Source organism: Rhodococcus sp. IC4_135 (genome assembly GCF_011602025.1).
GTDB classification, from domain to species: domain Bacteria; phylum Actinomycetota; class Actinomycetes; order Mycobacteriales; family Mycobacteriaceae; genus Rhodococcus_F; species Rhodococcus_F baikonurensis.
Genome location: NZ_JAAOLG010000002.1, coordinates 375714 through 393295, shown reverse-complemented (window position 1 = coordinate 393295; position 17582 = coordinate 375714). Strand labels below are relative to the sequence as shown.

Here is a 17582-nt window from a genome sequence, read left to right as displayed (position 1 = left end):
TCGGCTGGGATCGGTGCGGGCGTAGCGGCTAGGCTGGTGCCCGAGAATATCCACGGCTAACTCGCACGACCTTCAGGAGCGCACTCGGTGTTCGAATCCCTTTCCGACAGATTGACCGGATCTCTCAAGGATCTGCGTGGCAAGGGTCGTCTGTCCGGCGCCGATATCGACGCTACGGCCCGCGAGATCCGCCTTGCCCTGCTCGAGGCCGACGTCGCGCTTCCGGTAGTGCGTAGCTTCATCGCCAAGATCAAGGAACGCGCCAAGGGCGCCGAGGTCTCGGGTGCACTGAACCCGGCGCAGCAGGTCGTCAAGATCGTCAACGAAGAGCTGGTCGAGGTTCTCGGCGGCGAAACCCGTCGACTCCAGTTCGCCAAGACTCCGCCGACGGTCATCATGTTGGCCGGTCTACAGGGTTCCGGTAAGACCACGCTGGCCGGAAAGTTGGCCAAGTGGCTCAAGGATCAGGGGCACACACCCCTTCTCGTTGCCTGCGACCTTCAGCGTCCCGGCGCCGTCACTCAGCTCCAGATCGTCGGTGAGCGTGCAGGCGCTGCGGTCTTCGCGCCGCATCCCGGCACCTCCATCGGCGGTGGCGAGAACGCACTGGGCGTTTCCGCAGCCGACCCCGTCGAGGTCGCCCGCGCCGGTGTCGAGGAAGCCCGCAACAAGCATTACGACGTCGTGATCGTCGACACCGCCGGTCGTCTCGGCATCGACTCGGAGTTGATGGCGCAGGCCGCCGGTATCCGTGACGCCGTCAACCCGGACGAGACCATCTTCGTTCTCGACGCCATGATCGGTCAGGACGCGGTCAGCACTGCCGACGCTTTCCGTGAGGGAGTCGGCATCACCGGCGTCGTCCTCACCAAGCTCGACGGCGATGCCCGCGGTGGCGCCGCACTGAGCGTGCGCGAGGTCACCGGCCAGCCGATCCTCTTCGCGTCCACCGGCGAGAAGCTCGAAGACTTCGACGTCTTCCACCCCGATCGCATGGCCAGCCGGATCCTCGGCATGGGCGACGTCCTGAGCCTCATCGAGCAGGCCGAGCAGGTTTTCGACGCCGATCAGGCCGAAGCGACCGCAGCCAAGATCGGTTCCGGCCAGCTCACCCTCGAAGACTTCCTCGATCAGATGATGGCCGTCCGCAAGATGGGCCCGATCGGCAACCTCCTCGGTATGTTGCCGGGTGCCGGCGGCATGAAGGACGCGCTTGCCAACGTCGACGAGAAGCAACTCGATCGCATTCAGGCAATCATCCGCGGTATGACGCCCGCCGAGCGCGACGATCCGAAGATCATCAACGCCTCACGCCGACTACGCATCGCGAACGGTTCGGGCGTCAAGGTTTCCGACGTCAACCAGCTGGTGGATCGCTTCTTCGAAGCCCGCAAGATGATGGCTGCCATGGCCGGCCGCATGGGCATGCCCGGCGCACGCAAGCAGGTTCGCAGCAAGAAGGGCAAGAAGGGCAAGAAGGGCGGCAAGGGCCCGACGCAGCCCAAGATGCGCGGAGGATTCCCCGGTATGGGCGGATTCCCGGGGATGCCCGGCGGAATGCCGGCCGGTATGCCCGACCTGTCGAACATGCCCAAGGGTCTCGATCAGTTGCCGCCCGGACTGGAAGGCATCGATCTCTCCCAGCTCAAGCTGCCCAAGAAGTAGTCGGTGGCTGCGCTTCATCTCCGGTGTATCGGTCTGCCCGATGCCGAGCCGATCGAATTGTGGATCGTCGACGGGCTGATCTCCTTCGAGCCGGTGTCCGGTGCGGAGACGATCGTCGAATCGGGTTGGATCACACCGGGTCTCGTGGATGCGCACTGTCACGTGGGCATCCGCTACGGCGGTGGTGGGGGCGAAACCGTCGACGGCTTGCTGGGGCAGGCGAAGACCGAACGTGACGCGGGTGTGCTGTTGCTCCGCGACGCCGGATCACCGGTCGACACCAGGTTCGTCGACGAGCGCCTCGACCTGCCGCGGATTATTCGCGCAGGCCAGCACATCGCGGCACCCAAGCGATACATCCCGGGCCTGCCGGTCGACCTGGACGACGAATCTCAGCTGCCGGCCGAGGTAGTGCGTCAGGCACGCGCCGGTGATGGTTGGGTCAAGCTCGTCGGGGACTGGATCGACCGTTCCATCGGTGACCTCGCCCCGTTGTGGAGCGACGAGATCCTGGTCGAGGCCATCGCTGCCGCCCATGCCGAGGGCGCAAAGGTCACCGCTCACGTCTTTGCCGAAGACGCCCTGCCCGGCCTGATCAACGCCGGCATCGACTGCATCGAGCACGGAACCGGATTGACGGACGCGACCATCGAGTTGATGGTCGCTCACGGCACGGCCCTGGTTCCGACGCTGATCAACATCGCTACTTTCCCCGAGATCGCGGACTCCGCCACGCGGTATCCGATCTACGCCGCGCACATGCGCGATCTGCACGCTCGTCGACACCAGACGATCGGTGCCGCTCACGAGGCCGGGATTCCGATCTATGCCGGAACGGACGCAGGCGGATCGATCAGGCACGGGCGGATCGCCGACGAGATCGCCGAACTCGAAGTTGCCGGATTGACAGCTCACCAGGCGTTGGGCGCAGCGAGCTGGGACGCGCGGAGTTGGTTGGGTGCGCAGTGCATCGAGGAAGGAGCGCCCGCCGACCTGGTGGTTTACTCCGAAGATCCGCGCGGAAACCCCGATGTGCTCGCGAAGCCGACGCGTGTCATCCTCCGCGGCACCCCCGTGAGTGGTTAGGGAGTCCCCGCACTCTCGAAGCGCGCACAGGGTGGTTTCCGAACGAGCCCACCCATCTGGCACAATGGACCATTGTTCGTCGCAACCGGTTACGTACCGCTGCGACGGTCACAGGATAGAGGCAAAACCGGGCTCACAAATCGTGTGGGTCGCTGAATTGCACGTGACATGCGCAGCACTGTTGTGCGCGCTGAAGGAGAACTGCAGCTGTGGCTGTCAAAATCAAGCTCACCCGCCTCGGCAAGATCCGCAACGCTCAGTACCGCGTTGTCATCGCCGACTCGCGCACCCGTCGTGACGGCCGTGCGATCGAGACCATCGGCAAGTACCACCCCAAGGAAGAGCCCTCGCTGATCGACATCGATTCCGAGCGCGCTCAGTACTGGCTGTCCGTGGGCGCACAGCCCACCGAGCCCGTCGAGGCACTCCTCAAGATCACCGGTGACTGGCAGAAGTTCAAGGGCCTGCCGGGCACCGAAGGCACCCTGCGCGTCAAGGAAGCCAAGCCCACCAAGCTCGAGCTCTTCCAGGCTGCGCTCGCGCAGGCCGAGAACGAGCCGGTTGCAGAAGCAATCACCCCCAAGAAGAAGAAGGCTGCAAAGGCTGACGAGGCCAAGGCAGAAGATACCGCGGCTGACGCCGAGGCTCCCGCTGCAGACGCCGAGGCTGCTGACAAGTGAGTGCCGTCGTCGCTGATGCGGTAGAGCATCTCGTGCGTGGCATCGTCGCCAATCCCGACGATGTGCGTGTCGAGCTGATCACCGGACGTCGGGGACGGACCGTCGAGGTGCACGTGCACCCCGACGATCTCGGCAAGGTCATCGGTCGGGGTGGTCGCACGGCGACCGCTCTGCGGACCTTGGTCTCCGGCATCGGTGGCCGCGGTATCCGTGTTGATGTCGTCGACACCGATCAGTAGACGGCAGTAAACAGGTGGAACTCGTAGTCGGTCGTGTCGCGAAGTCGCATGGCATCAAAGGTGAATTGGTAGTCGAGGTTCGTACAGACGAGCCCGAGGATCGTTTTGCCGTAGGTTCCGTGCTGCGTGGGCGCAAGCCGCGCGAGTCCACACTGAAGTCGTACACAGTGGAAGCCGCCCGGGATCATTCCGGGCGGCTTTTGCTGCGCCTCGAAGGCGTCAGTGACCGCGGCGACGCAGATGCGTTGCGCGGCACACTGTTCGTCATCGACAGCTCCGAACTCGAGCCTTCGGATGATCCGGACGAGTTCTACGATCACGAACTCGAAGGGCTGAAGGTAGTCCTCACCGACGGTACCGAGGTCGGTTCGGTCATCGAGGTATTGCATTCCGCGGCAGGCGAATTGCTTTCGATTCGCCGTACCGGTGAGACGTCCGGTGAATTGCTGATCCCGTTTGTCGCCGCCATCGTCACCTCGGTGTCGATTGCCGACGGCGTCGTGGTGATCGAGCCTCCCGAGGGACTGCTCGACCCGGATTTCGGCGACAAGTCGAACAGCGACAATTCGAACTCAGACAACGACTGATCGTTTGTCATGCGTCTCGACGTCGTCACCATTTTTCCCGAGTATCTCGAACCGCTTCGTGCTGCCTTGCTGGGCAAGGCAATCGAACGTGGCTTGATCTCGGTCGACGTCCACGATCTTCGGTCGTGGACCCATGACGTACACAAAGCCGTCGACGATTCTCCGTACGGCGGCGGACCCGGCATGGTCATGAAACCCACCGTCTGGGGTCCGGCACTGGACGACATGATCGGGCGCTCCGATTCTTCCGGCCCGGATGATGCCGAGACTATTCTGGTGGTGCCCACTCCCGCCGGCGTTCCGTTCACCCAGGAGACCGCGCACCGCTGGTCCACCGCCAAGCACCTTGTCTTCGCCTGCGGCCGATACGAAGGTATCGATCAACGGGTTTTCGACGACGCCGCCAAGCGGGTCAGGGTCGAAGAAGTCAGCATCGGTGATTACGTCCTGATCGGCGGTGAAGCAGCCGTGCTGGTGATGGTCGAGGCTGTTGTGCGACTGATGCCCGGCGTTCTCGGCAATCAGCTGTCACACCAAGAGGATTCGTTCTCCGACGGTCTTCTCGAAGGGCCTAGTTACACTCGCCCGGCTGTGTGGCGCGACCTCGAAGTTCCGCCGGTTCTGCTTTCCGGTGATCACGCGAAGATCAAGGCTTGGCGCCATGAGCAGTCGCTGCAGCGCACGGCCGAGCGTCGACCGGATCTTCTTCCTTAGGTATTTCGCTTCAACCAGGTGATGCTTGCGCCGTCGTCGAGCGATTCGGTTGCAGTCGGTGTGAACAGTGTCGGCGCGTAGTCACCTCTGATCATCGGTATGCCTGCGCCGGCGACAACCGGATACCTCTTGATGATCAACTCGTCGATCTCCGGTAGTAGTTCGCCGGCGAGAGTTCCGCCTCCGCACAGCCAGATATGCTGTCCCTCTTCTCCTTTGAGGGATTTGATCGCTGCCAGTGGGTCGGTGCGAACGATGGTGACCGCGTGATCCTCGGCGTCAGGGAGGGTGCTGGAGACGACGAACTGGCGCAGGTGTGCGAAGGGGCTCCTCACGCCGGCGGTCAGCCCGGGCTCGTAAGAGCCGCGGCCCATGATGACCGTATCGAAGGTTCTGTTGGGCGCGTCCTCGATTCCGAGAGCGGGCCGCACATGCGTTGGCACGGTCTCGGGATATCGATCGCGTATCCAGGCCGTGATCTGTTCGGATACCGGAAAGAAATCGAATTCGCCGTCTGGTCCCGCGATGTAGCCGTCGAGAGAAGCTCCCACGTAGTACACAAGCTTTCGCATCTTGACGCTCCGTTCGTAGTACTATGTTTGTAGTGGTTCAACTTAGGGTCGTGTCAGGAGTGATGTCAAGTGCGAAAGAACCCGGAACGTCGGCTTGCCCTGATCGACGCGGCAATCGAGGTGTTGGCCCGAGAGGGTGCTCGAGGCTTGACTTTTCGAGCCGTCGACACCCAGGCGGCCGTGCCGAACGGGACAGCGTCGAACTACTTTTCCAATCGCGACGACCTGCTCACCCAAGCGGGTGGCCGGATCTACGAGCGACTGATTCCGGACGACCTCGCAGGGATGATCGATCCCGTCAACGGCACCGATCGTGAGCGCCTGGTGACGCTCATGCTCGACGTGGTCGAGCGGGTCACCTCGTTCGGAACGGGTTTCCTCGCGCTCATGGAGTTGCGACTGGAGGCGACGCGTCGACCGGACCTGCGAGCGGTCTTGACCGTCCGCATCCGAGAAGACTTCGACCTCAATGTCGCCAATCACCTGGCATCCGGGGTGCCCGGCGATGCGATGACCGTTCGCCTGCTTTATTTGTCGCTGAACTGGCTCGTACTGGATCGACTCACATTGCCGAACCTGTTCGGGGAGGAAGATATTCGTACGATCGTCGAGGCGGCGGTGGATCGAGCGTTACCCCGCGAATCGTAGGAGGTCAGTGCCGTTCGGCAGGTTTGCGGCGGAACGAGAAGTATCGATGACCGAAGAAGCTCACACCGGCGACGATCAACATGACAACCGCTTGGGCGGGAAGCGGAGGGGCATGAAGAATCGACACCGCGATTGTTCCGAGTATCAGATTCAACACCAGGCCACCGGAATTGACGACGATGAACGCACCCAGGTCGCGTGCGACATGTCCGCGGACGCGGAAAACCAGAGTCCGATGCAGAACGAAAGCGATGAGCACGCTGATGGAGTACGCGCCGATCACAGCCACTTGATACAGATCCTTGTTGTCGAGGATCAGTGACCAGATCACGAAGAGCACGTATCCGATCGCCGTATTGGCCACTCCGACAATGGCAAACGCGATGGGTTGATGCTTGACCACCCGCAGCAGTGGACCGGGGTTCTCGGGTGATGCGATGTCTTCGGTCATGAAGACTCGGTCTTCACGGTCTCGATCCGGTCCTTGCGCCGGGCCCGCAGATACATCCACTCGAGCACGCCGAGGCCGAGGATTCCGGCGACCATCGAAGCGCCGCCGACCTTCCAACCCGGCGGGCGCCACGTCAGGACAAGCTCTGCGTCCTTCGTCCCGGCGGGAATGTCCACGGTGACAAAGGACTTCGCGACGACGTCGATCGGGACAGACTGACCGCCCAGGCTTGCCCGATATCCGGGCCAGCCGAGCCGTGCGAACACAACCCTGCCGCCGGTCTCCGAACTGACACGAAGGGTGCTCGACATGTTCGTTTCCCCGGTCGAAACAGCCTCGACGTCTTGGGCGTCGGCGATGCGTCCGTTGCGTGTCGAGACCGGGCCGTCGACGCGTTCGAGCACCGAGATGTAGTTCTCGTGGCCGGGGTAGTCGACCCATGTCCATCCGTCGGGAGCCGGGTTCTTGCGTGCATCGGGGTAGAGGGCGTTCTGAAGTACGACGCGGTCCACGTTCATCAGGTCGACGATGGTGCGGCCAGTGGTGGGTTCGACGGTGAATGCACGTCGGAAGGCGTCGGGGCAGACGCTCATGTCCCAGCGCATGCAGAGCAGATCACCGAAGTAGAAGTGCCCGTTGGGGGTGTAGCCGCTGGTGTAGGTCAGTTCGAGGTCTTTGGGGTAGTTGCCGAAGGCCAGGGAACCGTACGCTCCGTCGAGGGTCTTGTCCCCGGGAGCGATGAGCGCACGGTCGCCCAGTTGCAGTGTCGTGCCGTCGAAGTCGGGGAAGACTTCTTTCATCTCCGAGCGGGATTCGGGCAGGTTCCAGCTCATCGGGGTCGGTTGCGCGGCTCGAACCTGGGCGTAAGCGATGGGGGAGACCGCGGCGATTGCCAACAGACATGCGAGCGCTGTGCCCTTCGTACGGCCCAGCCAGACCATCGCGGCGCCCAGTGCGACAACGGCCAGGGCTGAGATCACGTGCCATTTCGCGAGCCCAGGGGCTGCCGAGGCGGACCTGATCAGAAGCAGGCCGACGAGGATTCCCGCTGCAACGGCGCGCCCGCGCAACTTGTCGGTCGTGGCGTAACGCCCGAGCAGGATGCACACCAGAAGCAGGAGTCCGATGGCCACCATCGGAAGAACGCGCGCGGGCCACCGAAGTGGGCCGATCGTGCTCGGCCCGGCCGTCCACATGAGGACGGCGACCGTGAAGATCCCGACGGCGGTCAATTCGCGTGCCGCGCCGCGTGCCTTGCCCCAGTCTATGAACGCCAGGGCGGGTATGAGGAACCAGGCGATGTAGACCATGGGCATGGTCTGGATGTATCCCCACCACGAGGAGAATGCAGGCATGGTGCTCGGCAGGCTCGCGTTCAGCGATTCCGACCAGGGAACGGCGAGGAAAGCGTCGTTCTTGACTTCGGATGCGCCGCGCCAGGTGACGTCGGCGGTGAGCAGGCTCGGTAGATACGTCGCGAGACCGGCGAGGGCGGCACAGGCAGACACCGCCAGAAGCCGCAGCGACGGCAACCAACGCCGTTGATAGACAACTTCGCCGATTGCGACCGCGCCGATCATCAAGCCGGATTCGACTGCGGGGAAAACATATTGGACCGACATCGCGAGATACAAGAACACGAAGGTCGGGATCGGACCGCTCTTGCCGCGGGCGTAGCGGATTGCCGACGCCCATGCCTGAACCATCCATGCGGTGCCGGTGAAGGCTGTCATCCAACTGGCGGAGTCGAAGAACAGGAGGAACCCGGTGAACGGAATCGAGACTCCGGCGACCGCAGCCCACGTGGGCTTCGAGCCGTACTCCAGGCAGATCCGATAGACGCCCAGCGCAAGGATGATCGCGAAGATCAACTTCACGATCGTCGCGTACAGCGCGAGGTTGTCGAAGGACGGTGCGATCAGGTCGATCAGAAGTTGCGGCGGATTGAGAAGGCCCGCTTCCTCGATCGCGTAGTTGCCCGCCATCCAGTTCTCGGGGACGAGTACCGGCAGGTGTCCTTCTCGCAGGCTACGGCCGAGCATGACCCACAGCGGCGCGTACTGGGACTCGGTGTCGTCGGTGTAGAAGTGACGAGCGTTCGCGAGCACCACGGCCAGGTAGCCGGCGATGACACCGACCGCCGTGACGGCGCCCCACTTGTACACGTCTGCCCGGGCGAGAGTGCGAGTTTCCACCACGAGTTCCAGACCTTAACAGGGCAGGTGGGGCGCACGGAGACGCGAGCGCGTCACGCGCCGTCGGCATCCGAAGTCCGGACACCTCTGCGTGTTAAAGTTCGCGACGGTGTGGGCCCGATCGTGCCTGTCTCTCGGCGCCAGTCGAGCCCCCTGAAGGGAGTGGAAGCGAGTGCACTCGATTTCCGTCGTAGTGCCCGTTTATCAGGGCGAAAAGACGATCACGGCGCTCGTCGAGGAGTTGGACGGCCTGTGCGCGCCGAGTTCGACGCCCGGTGGTGCGCAGTTCACCGTCGACGAGATCGTTCTGGTCCACGACAACGGCCCGGACCGTTCCGACGTCGTGTTGCTCGAATTGGAGCGCCGTTTCGATCAGGTGCGTGTCGTGTGGCTCAGTCGCAACTACGGCCAGGACGCGGCGACTATCGCCGGTATGGCCGCTGCCCGTGGACAGTGGATCGTGACGATGGACGAGGACGGCCAGCACGACCCGGTGCATATCGGGGCATTCCTCGACACGGCGCTGACGGAGCGATCCGATCTCGTGTATTCCAAACCCACGAACACTCGCCCGCATGGATTCTTGCGGAACCTGACATCGCGCGGCGCAAAGATCGTCTTGGCGACGGTATTCGCGTTCCCTGATTCGACGAGATTCGAAAGTTACCGCCTGATCCGAGGTGACATCGGCCGACAGTTGGCCGGCGTCGCCGCCAATGGCGTGTACCTGGACGTCGCGCTGACGTGGGTGGTCGGCAACACGGCCACGGCGCCGGTGACTCTTCGAGCCGAAGGCCGCGAGGAATCCGGGTACAACTATCGGCGTTTGTTCTCGTTGTTCTGGAAGATGGTGTTGTGTAGCGGAACCCGCGGTCTGCGGTTGGTGAGTCTGCTCGGAGTCACTCTGGCGTCGGCCGGTGTGATCATGGCCGCGGTGATCTTCATCCAAGCCATGACCGGTGACAACAACGACCCGGAAGGATGGGCGTCGATCATCATGGCGCTGCTGGTCTGTTCGGGTGCGATCCTGTTTTCGCTCGGTCTCATCGCCGAATACCTCGGTGTTGCACTGCACGTCCTTGTCGGAAAGCCGCTGTATCTGACTGTCGATTCACCGCGGCCCGGAACCTCGATCGATCGGCATAGTCGTGAGCACTGATCGCATCATCTTCTCCCGCCCCTATCGGGCATCGAACGAATTGTCGAATCTGGCAACGGTTCTGGAGTCCGATCACATTCACGGTGACGGACGCTTCACCAAGTCCGCGACCGCTGCGCTCAAGGCGATCACCGGATCCACGCATGCTCTGCTGACGACCTCGTGCACTCATGCACTCGAATTGGGTGCGCTGCTCCTCGAATTGGGACCTGGCGACGAGGTGATCGTTCCGAGCTTCGCGTTCAGTTCGGCGGCGACTGCCGTCGCGTTGCGCGGTGCCACTGTTGTGTTCGTCGACATCGATCCGAGTACCGGCAATATCGATCCCGACTGCGTCGCAGCGGCGATCACGGAGCGCACCAAAGCTGTACTGGTCATGCATTACGGCGGAGTCGCCGCCGACATGGAACCTCTCCTCGACCTCGCAAAACTCCACGGCGTCGCGTTGATCGAAGACAACGCCCATGGCCTCGGCGGAAAGTGGCGTGGGCGGGCGCTCGGCACCATCGGAACTATCGGTACGCAGAGTTTTCACGACACCAAGAACGTTCATTGCGGCGAGGGCGGCGCGCTGTTGCTCTCCGACGATCAGCTGATGACCCGCGCCGAAATCATCCGTGAGAAGGGGACCGACCGTGCGCGTTTCCTACGCGGCCAGGTCGACAAGTATTCGTGGCAGGACATCGGGTCGAGTTATCTGCCCAGTGAACTCAATGCCGCTGTCCTCGACGCACAACTCTCGGAGTTCGACGCGATTCAAGCGGCCAGGCATCGCGTCTGGGATGCCTACAGCGTGAGTCTGGGCGAGTGGGCGTCCGAGAACGGTGTCGTTCCCATGTCGGTCCCCGATGATCGCGAGCACACCGCGCACCTGTTCTATCTCAAGATGCCGACCGAAGAGAGTCGAGACGGGTTGATCCGGCATCTTGCCGCTGACGGAATCGTGGCGCCGTTTCACTACGTCCCGCTCGATACGAGTGCGGCCGGTGTGCGCTACGGACACACACCGGAGCCGTGTGTGCGTAGCGCCGAATTCTCCGCGTCGATCCTTCGCCTGCCGCTGTGGCCCATGCTCACGTCCGAACAACAGGAACGGGTCATCGGTTCGGTCCTCGAATACAAGCAGGCTTGAGCCCGAACACGACCGCGTGGATCGAATCAGGGCCCGGACGCTTCGGGCATCACCGAGTCCGCGGTCGTGGATGCCGCCGCCCAGTCGTCGATGCTTCCGCTCGGGAAGAGGATCTGTGTGACGCCGGTGACCGTGTCGCGAGCGTGCAGTGCGCTCTCGTCGTCGACGGCATCGGTGAACGAGGTGTCGGGATAGAAGCTGTCCTCGTCGGTGTACTGGACGTCTTCTCGTGAACCGATCGCGATGATGTATCGGTTGTCGTCGCCGACGATGCCGGTGGACAGATGGATCCACTTGTCCTCGACACAGCACATCCAGCCTTGTTTGACTCCGATGACCGGCTCGCCGAACAAGGCCTCGGGTAGGCCGAACCTCTGGTCGTAGCCGTCGGTTCCTTCGGGAGTGGATTGCCGCAGGTACTCGACGAACTGCTCGACCCGTTCAGGTCCGAGTTGGTCGGAGTCGTCGAGGATCCCGCTGTAGAAGGTGACCAGGTCACGTGTCGTGGTTTCGGTGTTCCACCACATACCGTCCCACGGCGGCGTCGTCGCGGTCAGTGCGTAACGCTCGGCGACGCGGCTGATCACCTCTTGGCCGCCGACCTCGTCCCAGAGGAGGTTGGCTGCGGTGTCGTCGGAGGATTCGAGCATCGCCGCCATGAGGGTGCGATCGTCGTCCGTGATGGGTCGCTCGCCGCGAGCGTCCTGATGGAGTAGATCCTCGGCGATGAAAAGTTTTGCCACCGAGGCGGTTTCGATCTGCTGGTCACCGGCGACGTCGAGGTATTTGTCCGAGGAGCGGTCGAGGATCGCGATGGAGACGTCCGCACCACGCCCGAGCGCCGCTACCTGAGCTTGCGCCAGGCGGCCGTCGAGGGTCTCTGCAACCGGAACGTTGGTGTCGGGAAAGGCGGGGGTCTGCATCGGATCATCCGGGTTCTGTCCGCCGCTGCACGAAGCCGCAAAAGTAACTGCGGCCACCATTGCGGCAATCCGGACGTACCGCGTACTCATCTGTTTCCCCCGGTAGCCCTGACACGGCACTGTTGCCGATCTTCTTGTCTCAGGATAGCGGTAGGGTCGGATCTCGTGATTCTCAAGACCGTGAACCAGCGCATTGCCGAGGAACTCGACGTCCGCGAAGGCCAGGTTGCAGCAGCAGTCGACCTTCTCGACGGCGGAGCCACGGTGCCCTTCATCGCCCGGTACCGCAAGGAAGTCACCGGCACGCTCGACGACGCCCAGCTGCGACTCCTGGACGAGCGGCTGCGGTATCTCCGCGAGCTCGACGTCCGTCGTGACGCCGTGCTCACGGAGATCGACTCTCAGGGCAAACTCGACGACCAACTGCGCGGTCAGATCATGCTGGCCGAGACGAAAGCGCGGCTGGAGGACATCTACCTCCCCTTCAAGCCGAAGCGGCGCACCAAGGCGCAGATCGCCCGCGAAGCCGGCCACGAGCCCGTCGCGGATGCTCTCATCGGAGATCCCACCACCGATCCCGCGCAGTATTCGGACGAACAACTCGACGGCGCCCGGTCGATCCTCGTGGAGCGCTTCGCCGAGGACGCCGATCTGGTCGGTGAATTGCGCGAGCTGATGTGGAATCGCGGCCAGGTCGTCTCCTCGGTCCGCAAGGGCAAGGAAACTGATGGCTCGAAGTTTGCTGACTACTTCGAGTTCTCGGAACCGTTCTCCAAATTGCCCTCGCACCGCATCCTCGCCGTCCTGCGCGGCGAGAAGGAAGAAGTGCTGTCGCTCAACATGGCGGCCGACACCGAAGAACTCGCGGCGGGGGAGCGCACGGTCTACGAAGGCCGCATCGCGTCGCGGTTCGAGATCGCCGACCGTGGTCGGGCCGCCGACGGGTGGCTTCTCGACACCGTCAAGTGGGCCTGGAAGACGAAGTTCGCCGTCACACTCGGAATCGACACTCGGATGCGTCTGCGGCAGTCCGCCGAAAAGGACGCCGTCGACGTTTTCGCCACCAACCTCAAGGATCTACTCCTCGCAGCTCCCGCCGGCGCCCGACCCACCATGGGACTCGACCCCGGATTCCGCACCGGAACTAAGGTTGCCGTCGTCGACGGAACCGGCAAAGTTGTTGCCTACGAGACGATTTACCCGCACCAGCCGCAGAACAAGTGGGACGCGGCTCTTGCGACGCTTGCCGGGCTGGTCGCCAAGCACGGCGTCGAACTGATCGCCATCGGCAACGGCACGGCCTCACGTGAGACCGACACGCTCGCTACCGAACTGATCAAGAAGACCGGCGCGCCCAACCTGACCAAGATCGTCGTCTCCGAGGCAGGCGCATCGGTGTACTCGGCTTCGGCCTACGCGTCGCAGGAACTTCCCGACCTCGACGTCTCGATTCGCGGTGCGGTGTCCATTGCGCGTCGCCTGCAGGATCCGTTGGCGGAGTTGGTCAAGATCGATCCCAAGTCCATCGGTGTCGGTCAGTACCAGCACGACATCACCGAATCGCTGCTCTCACGTTCCCTCGACGCCGTCGTCGAGGATGCCGTCAACTCGGTCGGCGTCGACGTCAACACCGCGTCCGTGCCGCTGCTCGCTCGGGTGTCCGGAATCGCGGGTTCTCTCGCGGAGAGCATCGTTGCGCATCGGGACCAGAACGGTCCGTTCAAATCCCGCAAGGGACTCAAGGACGTCTCCCGCCTGGGACCCAAGGCTTTCGAGCAGTGCGCAGGCTTCCTGCGGATCACCGACGGTGACGACCCGCTCGACGCGTCGAGCGTCCACCCGGAGGCATATCCGGTGGTTCGCAAGATCGTTGCGAGTGCGGGCGGGGACGTGCGCACCGTGATCGGAAACTCGCAGGCACTTCGATCGGTCAAGCCGTCCGACTACGTCGACGAGCGATTCGGACTACCGACCGTCACCGACATCATCTCCGAGTTGGAGAAGCCGGGACGAGATCCACGACCTGAATTCAAGACCGCGACCTTTGCCGCAGGCATCGAGAAGGTAGCGCATCTCAAGCCAGGTATGACTCTCGAAGGCGTGGTCACCAACGTCGCAGCCTTCGGTGCCTTCGTCGACATCGGAGTTCATCAGGACGGTCTGGTTCACGTCTCCGCGATGTCACACAACTTCGTCAAGGACCCACGCGAGGTCGTCAAATCCGGTGACGTCGTCAAGGTGAAGGTTCTCGAAGTGGACGAGGCACGCCAACGCATCGGGCTGACGCTTCGTCTCGATGACGAGGTGGGTGCGCCCCGCAAGCCCGAAGGCCCGCGTGGTGGGCAACCTCAGCGTCAGGGCCAGCCGCAGGGTCAGCGTCAGGGGCAGGGGCAGCAACGAGGAAATGGCGGACGCCAGGGTGGACGCGAGCAGCGACCGGACAACCGTGCGCCTGCTGCCGGGTCGATGGCCGACGCTCTGCGCAAGGCGGGCTTCGGCAAGTAAATCCGTCCGCCGGGTTTTCGAAGTCCGTATCGTCACAATCGAGTCGGTTGGCGGTATGAATCCGATCAGGGTCGGATCATGAATTCGGTGAAGGGAGGACAGCGATGCGAGAGTGGCTCGAGCGCGAGATCATCGCCCATGGCCGATTGCCGTTGCTGTTCTTCCTGCTCGGGTTCCTGTCCGCGTTCCTTTTCATCCGCCTCAGCGTTCGGATGATTCGCGCGCAAGTGAAATGGTGGCCGGGCAACATCGCGCCCGGAGGTCAGCATGTGCATCACGTCGTGTTCGGTGTGATCGCCATGATGATCTCCGGTGGTGCGTTGATCGCGGTCTACGTCGATGGTTCGCAGACCACCGGCGCCGTCCTGGCGGCGATCTTCGGTATGGGTGCGGCGTTGGTGCTCGACGAGTTCGCACTGATCTTCTATCTGAAGGATGTGTACTGGTCCGAACAAGGTCGGACATCGGTGGATGCGGTCTTCGTCGCGATCGCCGTGACCGGTCTGGTGCTGCTGGGTTTCCGCCCCCTCGAACTTCTCGACGTCGCCGGATTCCGTGAAGAACGAGATCCGTGGATCAAATTGGTCTTCGTTTTCGTCGCGTTGATCAACTTCGCCTTGGCGGCAATCGTGATTCTCAAGGGGAAGATCTGGACGGGGCTCGTCGGTCTGTTCGTCTTTCCGCTGCTGGTAATCGGAGCGGTTCGCTTGAGCCGGCCGGGTGCACCGTGGGCTCGCTGGCGGTACACGCGCAAGCCGAAACGGATGAACCGCGCGCTCGAGCGTGAGCGGAAGTGGCGTCGGCCCGTCATCCGGGCCAAGATCTACGTCCAGGATCTCATTGCCGGATCACCGAGCGTCGAGCATGCGATGACCGCGGCCGAGCAGGAACTGGACCACACCATCCACGCGGCTCCGCCGCCGCCGATTTCCCCGCTGGTGTCCGCGTCTGGCACAATGGACGGGTTGCCTGGACCAGGCAGCAGCACTTGATCTGGGCACGAACCAGACGAGCGCCGTTTCGGGAGACCGAAACGCGTGCCGCTCGGTTCCTCTGCTCCTGCGAAATACAAGGATGACATATGAACACCCTGGACTTCCTGGACAAAAAGTCGCTCCGCGACGACATCCCCGAGTTCCGTCCCGGCGACACGCTCAACGTGAACGTCAAGGTTATCGAAGGCTCCAAGGAGCGCGTGCAGGTCTTCAAGGGCGTCGTTATTCGTCGCCAGGGCGGCGGCGTTCGCGAGACCTTCACCGTCCGTAAGGTCTCCTTCGGCGTCGGCGTCGAGCGCACCTTCCCGGTTCACAGCCCCACGCTGGCCTCCATCGAGGTTCTGACCCGCGGTGACGTCCGTCGCGCCAAGCTGTACTACCTCCGTGAGCTTCGTGGCAAGAAGGCGAAGATCAAGGAAAAGCGCTGATCTTTCCGATGAGCCCGGCACCGCGTACGCGCGGTGTCGGGCTAATCTGGTTTCTGTGGCAGATTCTTCGAAGGAGCAGGCATTGTCGTCCGGACCCGAGAATCACGAGGGATCAAGCGGTTCCGCGGAACCGACCTCACATCGGCCGCAGAAGAAACAGCGATCGTTCCTGCGAGAACTCCCTGTTCTGATCGGCGTAGCGCTGGTACTCAGCATCGTCCTTCAGGCATTTGTCTTCAGAGTTTTTCTCATCCCATCCGAGTCGATGGAACCGACACTGCACGGCTGTGCAGGATGTACCGGTGACCGCATCGTGGTGGAGAAGATCGGATACCGCTTCGGCGATCCGGAACCCGGTGACGTCGTCGTCTTCAAGGGACCCGATTCGTGGAACACGAAATATGTGTCCAATCGGTCCGACAACGTTGTAGTCCGCGGCATTCAAGAAGTCGGTTCGTGGGTCGGCCTCGTTCCGCCGGACGAGAACGACTTGGTCAAGCGAGTGATCGCAACAGGTGGCCAGACCGTCGAATGCTGTGACGACCAGGGCCGAGTCCTGGTCGACGGCAAACCGCTGAACGAGCCGTACATCAAGATGGATTTCCCGTTCACTCCCGGAACACAAACGTGTGACACCGAAGTGAAGTCGGGCCGATGCTTCGGACCGATCACCGTTCCCGAGGGCCACGTGTGGGTCATGGGCGACAACCGCAGCAATTCCGCCGACTCGCGCTACCACGTGGACGACGAGTTCCAGGGAACAGTCCCGATCGACAACATCATCGGTCAAGCTCGATTCATCGTCCTTCCCCCGTCGCGAATGGGCGGCATCGATGCGCCTGATATTCAGGGCAACTGAGTTGTCGGACCGCACACATGGATTCGCGTAGTTCCGAGTAGGCAGAGACAGTGAGTAGTTGGCCCCCTCGCGTTGTCATTCGCAGATCGGCAGGTCTGCGGACGATGGAGTCTGCGTTGGCGCGAACCGGACTCGGTCCGGTCGCCGGCGTCGACGAAGCCGGGCGCGGAGCGTGCGCTGGTCCACTCGTCATTGCCGCGTGTGTCCTGGCGCCGAAACCGCAAGCGGCACTGGCGCGGCTCGACGATTCGAAGAAGTTGACCGAACGCGCGCGCGAGGAGCTCTTCCCGGCCATCAAGCGTTTGGCGTTGGCGTGGAGTGTTATTTCGGTACCCGCTGCGGAAGTCGATCAGATCGGTATCCACGTCGCCAACATCGAGGGGATGCGACGAGCAGTTGCGGGCCTCGACCTCGAACCGGGCTACGTCCTCACCGACGGGTTCCGGGTTCCGGGTTTGACGGCTCCGTCGCTGCCGGTCATCGGCGGTGACGGCGCCGCTGCATGTATCGCCGCGGCCAGCGTTCTCGCGAAGGTCACCCGAGATCGTGTGATGACCGAGATGGACAGCACTCATCCCGGATACGGTTTCGCGATTCACAAGGGATACAGCACGCCCCTGCACATGGACGCTCTCGAAGACCTGGGGCCGTGCCCCGAACACCGCATGACCTATGCCAACGTGGTGGCTGCGGGAGTCCGGTTGGAACAACGTGCAGGCCGTACGGGATGATGGAAGTTCAGAC

Annotated in this window: 18 protein-coding genes; 14 read left to right on the top strand and 4 right to left on the bottom strand. The window is 62.8% G+C overall.

All coding sequences use genetic code 11. The features are described 5' to 3' along the window. Positions 1-87: 87 nt before the first annotated feature. The 6 genes from ffh to trmD all read left to right on the top strand — a co-directional run bounded on the left by ffh (position 88) and on the right by trmD (position 4971). Entirely contained in the window at positions 88-1665 is a 1578-nt protein-coding gene (gene ffh, locus G8767_RS06675) for a signal recognition particle protein (RefSeq protein WP_003942713.1), read from the top strand. A gap of 3 nt (positions 1666-1668) precedes the next feature. Beyond that, on the top strand, positions 1669-2751 hold the full coding sequence (locus G8767_RS06670; RefSeq protein ID WP_166809674.1) for an amidohydrolase family protein: 1083 nt from the start codon (positions 1669-1671) through the stop codon (positions 2749-2751). A 209-nt stretch (positions 2752-2960) separates the two neighbouring features. After that, the gene (rpsP, locus tag G8767_RS06665) at positions 2961-3431 is read left to right on the top strand and encodes a 30S ribosomal protein S16 (protein WP_003942818.1); all 471 of its coding nucleotides are present in this window, start codon (positions 2961-2963) and stop codon (positions 3429-3431) included. After that, entirely contained in the window at positions 3428-3670 is a 243-nt protein-coding gene (locus tag G8767_RS06660; protein ID WP_003939023.1) for an RNA-binding protein, read from the top strand. The genes rpsP and G8767_RS06660 overlap by 4 nt, the downstream gene beginning before the upstream one ends. Before the next feature lie 14 nt (positions 3671-3684). Further along, positions 3685-4257: a ribosome maturation factor RimM gene (rimM, locus tag G8767_RS06655; RefSeq protein WP_021343908.1), complete on the top strand. Its 573-nt coding sequence runs from the start codon at positions 3685-3687 to the stop codon at positions 4255-4257. A 9-nt stretch (positions 4258-4266) separates the two neighbouring features. Then, positions 4267-4971: a tRNA (guanosine(37)-N1)-methyltransferase TrmD gene (trmD, locus tag G8767_RS06650; RefSeq protein WP_166809673.1), complete on the top strand. Its 705-nt coding sequence runs from the start codon at positions 4267-4269 to the stop codon at positions 4969-4971. On the opposite strand, the gene G8767_RS06645 is transcribed toward trmD, so the two are convergent. Further along, positions 4968-5543, bottom strand: a complete 576-nt coding sequence (locus tag G8767_RS06645; RefSeq protein WP_166809672.1) for a dihydrofolate reductase family protein — start codon at positions 5541-5543, stop codon at positions 4968-4970. The two genes, trmD and G8767_RS06645, sit on opposite strands and share 4 nt — an antisense overlap. Positions 5544-5612: 69 nt before the next feature. On the opposite strand from G8767_RS06645, the gene G8767_RS06640 reads away from it, so the two are divergent. Next, positions 5613-6191: a TetR/AcrR family transcriptional regulator gene (locus tag G8767_RS06640; RefSeq protein ID WP_095969237.1), complete on the top strand. Its 579-nt coding sequence runs from the start codon at positions 5613-5615 to the stop codon at positions 6189-6191. 4 nt (positions 6192-6195) lie between these two features. On the opposite strand, the gene G8767_RS06635 is transcribed toward G8767_RS06640, so the two are convergent. Continuing rightward, positions 6196-6642: a GtrA family protein gene (locus G8767_RS06635; protein WP_095969238.1), complete on the bottom strand. Its 447-nt coding sequence runs from the start codon at positions 6640-6642 to the stop codon at positions 6196-6198. Next, on the bottom strand, positions 6639-8837 hold the full coding sequence (locus G8767_RS06630) for a hypothetical protein (RefSeq protein ID WP_166809671.1): 2199 nt from the start codon (positions 8835-8837) through the stop codon (positions 6639-6641). Before G8767_RS06630 ends, G8767_RS06635 begins: the two co-directional genes overlap by 4 nt. A 172-nt stretch (positions 8838-9009) precedes the next feature. On the opposite strand from G8767_RS06630, the gene G8767_RS06625 reads away from it, so the two are divergent. Together G8767_RS06625 and rffA are read left to right on the top strand one after the other, a co-directional pair. Then, the gene (locus tag G8767_RS06625) at positions 9010-9996 is read left to right on the top strand and encodes a glycosyltransferase (protein WP_124566309.1); all 987 of its coding nucleotides are present in this window, start codon (positions 9010-9012) and stop codon (positions 9994-9996) included. Then, positions 9986-11128 carry a dTDP-4-amino-4,6-dideoxygalactose transaminase gene (rffA, locus tag G8767_RS06620; RefSeq protein WP_166809670.1) on the top strand — a complete coding sequence of 381 codons (1143 nt, stop codon included), beginning with the start codon at positions 9986-9988 and terminating at the stop codon, positions 11126-11128. The genes G8767_RS06625 and rffA overlap by 11 nt, the downstream gene beginning before the upstream one ends. A 26-nt stretch (positions 11129-11154) precedes the next feature. Here rffA and G8767_RS06615 read toward each other — a convergent pair whose 3' ends face one another. Continuing rightward, complete coding sequence (locus tag G8767_RS06615) at positions 11155-12141, bottom strand: serine hydrolase (RefSeq protein ID WP_166809669.1); 987 nt, start codon at positions 12139-12141, stop codon at positions 11155-11157. 75 nt (positions 12142-12216) lie between these two features. Here G8767_RS06615 and G8767_RS06610 point away from each other — a divergent pair, with 75 nt between their 5' ends. The 5 genes from G8767_RS06610 (at position 12217) to G8767_RS06590 (ending at position 17569) form a co-directional block, all read left to right on the top strand. Further along, entirely contained in the window at positions 12217-14556 is a 2340-nt protein-coding gene (locus G8767_RS06610) for a Tex family protein (protein WP_166809668.1), read from the top strand. Between the two features lie 104 nt (positions 14557-14660). After that, a complete protein-coding gene (locus tag G8767_RS06605; protein ID WP_003942742.1) occupies positions 14661-15548 on the top strand; it encodes a hypothetical protein in 888 nt (295 codons plus the stop codon). A gap of 89 nt (positions 15549-15637) precedes the next feature. Further along, positions 15638-15979 carry a 50S ribosomal protein L19 gene (gene rplS, locus G8767_RS06600; RefSeq protein ID WP_003942791.1) on the top strand — a complete coding sequence of 114 codons (342 nt, stop codon included), beginning with the start codon at positions 15638-15640 and terminating at the stop codon, positions 15977-15979. A 55-nt stretch (positions 15980-16034) separates the two neighbouring features. Beyond that, entirely contained in the window at positions 16035-16838 is an 804-nt protein-coding gene (lepB, locus tag G8767_RS06595; protein ID WP_200315319.1) for a signal peptidase I, read from the top strand. 50 nt (positions 16839-16888) lie between these two features. Beyond that, positions 16889-17569, top strand: coding sequence for a ribonuclease HII (locus G8767_RS06590; protein WP_095969243.1), 681 nt, complete (start codon positions 16889-16891; stop codon positions 17567-17569). Positions 17570-17582 lie beyond the last annotated feature (13 nt).

Bases quoted from the DNA above. Each gene is read 5' to 3' on its own strand.
- trmD (WP_166809673.1), top strand. From the start codon at position 4,267: ATGCGTCTCGACGTCGTCACCATTTTTCCCGAGTATCTCGAACCGCTT.
- rplS (WP_003942791.1), top strand. From the start codon at position 15,638: ATGAACACCCTGGACTTCCTGGACAAAAAGTCGCTCCGCGACGACATC.
- G8767_RS06635 (WP_095969238.1), bottom strand. From the start codon at position 6,642: ATGACCGAAGACATCGCATCACCCGAGAACCCCGGTCCACTGCTGCGG.
- G8767_RS06645 (WP_166809672.1), bottom strand. From the start codon at position 5,543: ATGCGAAAGCTTGTGTACTACGTGGGAGCTTCTCTCGACGGCTACATC.
- G8767_RS06605 (WP_003942742.1), top strand. From the start codon at position 14,661: ATGCGAGAGTGGCTCGAGCGCGAGATCATCGCCCATGGCCGATTGCCG.
- G8767_RS06615 (WP_166809669.1), bottom strand. From the start codon at position 12,141: ATGAGTACGCGGTACGTCCGGATTGCCGCAATGGTGGCCGCAGTTACT.